The organism is Segeticoccus rhizosphaerae (genome assembly GCF_005222685.1).
Classification (GTDB): domain Bacteria; phylum Actinomycetota; class Actinomycetes; order Actinomycetales; family Dermatophilaceae; genus Segeticoccus; species Segeticoccus rhizosphaerae.
Window position 1 is genome coordinate 1 of record NZ_SWMA01000082.1, and the last position, 2,179, is coordinate 2,179.

A 2,179-nucleotide genomic window follows, 5' to 3' on the forward strand; every position below is an offset into this window, starting at 1 on the left:
CTTGGTCGCCGACACGCCCACCACCACCGCGGCCTGCTCAACCGTCAGGCAATCGCGGACCTGAGCCCAGAACCGATACTCCACCTCAACCGGCAACCGCGGACTACCCCGACGAGCACTCATCTGCACACCTCTCAACGCCAGGTGTTGCAGTCACCCCTTGAGGCCAAGCTGTGCCGGGTCGCTCATATCAGCGCCAGGTCGAAGGCATCGCGGGAGTGTCAGAAATTCGGTGTTTCTGCACTTCGTTTTCAGTACTTCTCGGCGGAGGGCCAGCGGCCTTCGAAGACGGTTGCGAAGACGTTCAGGGCCGGCTTCCAGCGGGTGATCCAGCGTCTCCCTCCCTTGCCGGTCGGGTCAAGGCTGCGTGTGGCCAGGTAGAGGCACTTGAGCGCGGCGTGCTCGTTGGGGAAGTGCCCGCGCGCCTTCACCGCCCGCCGATACCTGGCGTTGAGTGACTCGATCGCGTTGGTGGAGAACAACACGCGACGTATTTCGACGTGGTAGTCGAGGAACGGGATGAACTCTTCCCACGCGTCGTTCCACAGCTTGATGATCGCGGGGTACTTGCTGCCCCACTCGGGCACGAACTGCTCGTCGAACTGGGCCCTGGCGGCCTCGGCCGACGAGGCCGTGTAGACCAGCTTGAGGTCCTTGGCGATCTTGTCCCAGTACTTCTTCGAGGCGTAGCGAAAAGTGTTGCGCAGCAAGTGAATCACGCATGTTTGCACCAGCGCGTCGGGCCAGACCGTGCTCACGCTGTCGGGCAGTCCCTTTAGCCCGTCACACACCACGAACATCGTGTCCGTGACGCCGCGGTTGCGCAGCTTGGTCAGCACCGCCGTCCAGTACTTCGCGCCCTCGCCCTCACCCGGCGTGCCGGGCCACAGACCGAGGATCTCCTTGTGCCCTTCGACCGTGACGCCGATCGCCGCGTAGAACGGCCGGTTCGCGACTTGCCCGTCACGGACCTTGACCACGATCGCGTCGATGAAGATGGCCGCGTAGACCGCATCCAGCGGGCGGTCCAACCACGCGTTCATCTCCTCGACGATCTGGTCGGTGATCCTGCAGATCGTGTCCTTGGACACCGAGGCCCCGTAGATCTCGGCCAGGTGCGCGGCGATCTCCCCGCTGGTCAGGCCCTTGGCGGTCAACGACAGCACGATTTCCTCGACACTGCCCAGCTTGCGCTGATGCTTGGGGACGATGACCGGCTCGAACGTACCGGCCCGATCCCGAGGAACCTCGACCTGCACCTTGCCGACGTTGTCGGTCAGGATCGTCTTGGTCCGCGTCCCGTTGCGCACGTTGCGCGGCGCGCTGACCGCATCGGGGCCCTCATGATCGCCGTCGGCGCCCGCGGGCCCCTCAGCGGCGTCCACGGCCTCAGACTGGCTCTTGGGCACCTGGTTCCTCGCCCGGCCCAGGTGCTCGGTCATCTCCTCTTCCAAGGCCGTCTCGAGCACCATCTTCGTCACCCGCTTGAGCAGCCCGCCAGGGCCGGTCAGCTCATCCCCGTCCTCGCGGGCCTGCCGCACCAGATCGGCGATCGTAGCCGCCTCGTCCAAGCGAGCCGCACGCTTGGACGCACGGCGGTCCCGGGGTACACGTCCCGGCTTGGCCGACCCGCGACTCGTCTCGTTCGTGGTGTCCATCGTTGCTGCATCCATATTCGGCATGGTCATACCTCATCACTCCAAATCCCGCCACCATCCGTGGCGTGTCGTGGAGTGCAGAAACACCAAGTTTGCGACAGGCCCGGCATCGCTGATGGCTCGAGCCAGTGCTGGTTCCTGATCGTCGAGGAGCAGGCCGATGGTGTCGCCGACCGAGCTCTTGCGAACGGTGGTGATGTTGTCGCAGCTGATGACACTGTCGTGGTCCAGCCCGTTGCGGGGCCCGACCGCGACCTCGCTGGTGATGCCGCGGATCGTGGTGGTGATGGGGGCGACGGTGACCCAGGTCAGCAGGTGGAGCTTGGAGCGACGAGTCAGGATCAACGCGGGTCGCCGCTTGTCCAACTGGACCGCCGGGCGGATTCAAGCGGTGGGTGCAACACCGTGTGGATCTGACTGTTCCGACAGTAGTTGGTCGAGGGCTTCGGCGGGGGTGCGCCAGCCGAGGCGTTTGCGGGGCCGGTCGTTGAGCTCGGCGGCGACCATGTCCAGGTAGCCCG

Annotated in this window: 2 protein-coding genes and 1 pseudogene; all 3 read right to left on the reverse strand. The window is 65.3% G+C overall.

Annotation, left to right across the window (positions count from 1 at the left end):
- Nucleotides 1-251 precede the first annotated feature (251 nt).
- Nucleotides 252-1,658: an IS256 family transposase gene (locus FCN22_RS21340; RefSeq protein ID WP_338016671.1), complete on the reverse strand. Its 1,407-nt coding sequence runs from the start codon at nucleotides 1,656-1,658 to the stop codon at nucleotides 252-254.
- A gap of 36 nt (nucleotides 1,659-1,694) precedes the next feature.
- Entirely contained in the window at nucleotides 1,695-2,024 is a 330-nt protein-coding gene (locus FCN22_RS21345; protein WP_274381664.1) for a type II toxin-antitoxin system PemK/MazF family toxin, read from the reverse strand.
- A gap of 18 nt (nucleotides 2,025-2,042) precedes the next feature.
- Nucleotides 2,043-2,179, reverse strand: a pseudogene (locus tag FCN22_RS23005) (IS30 family transposase); the annotation flags it as partial.

What these genes read in the sequence shown, in the direction of transcription:
- FCN22_RS21340 (WP_338016671.1), bottom strand. Translation starts at nt 1,658, where the DNA reads ATGGACACCACGAACGAGACGAGTCGCGGGTCGGCCAAGCCGGGACGT.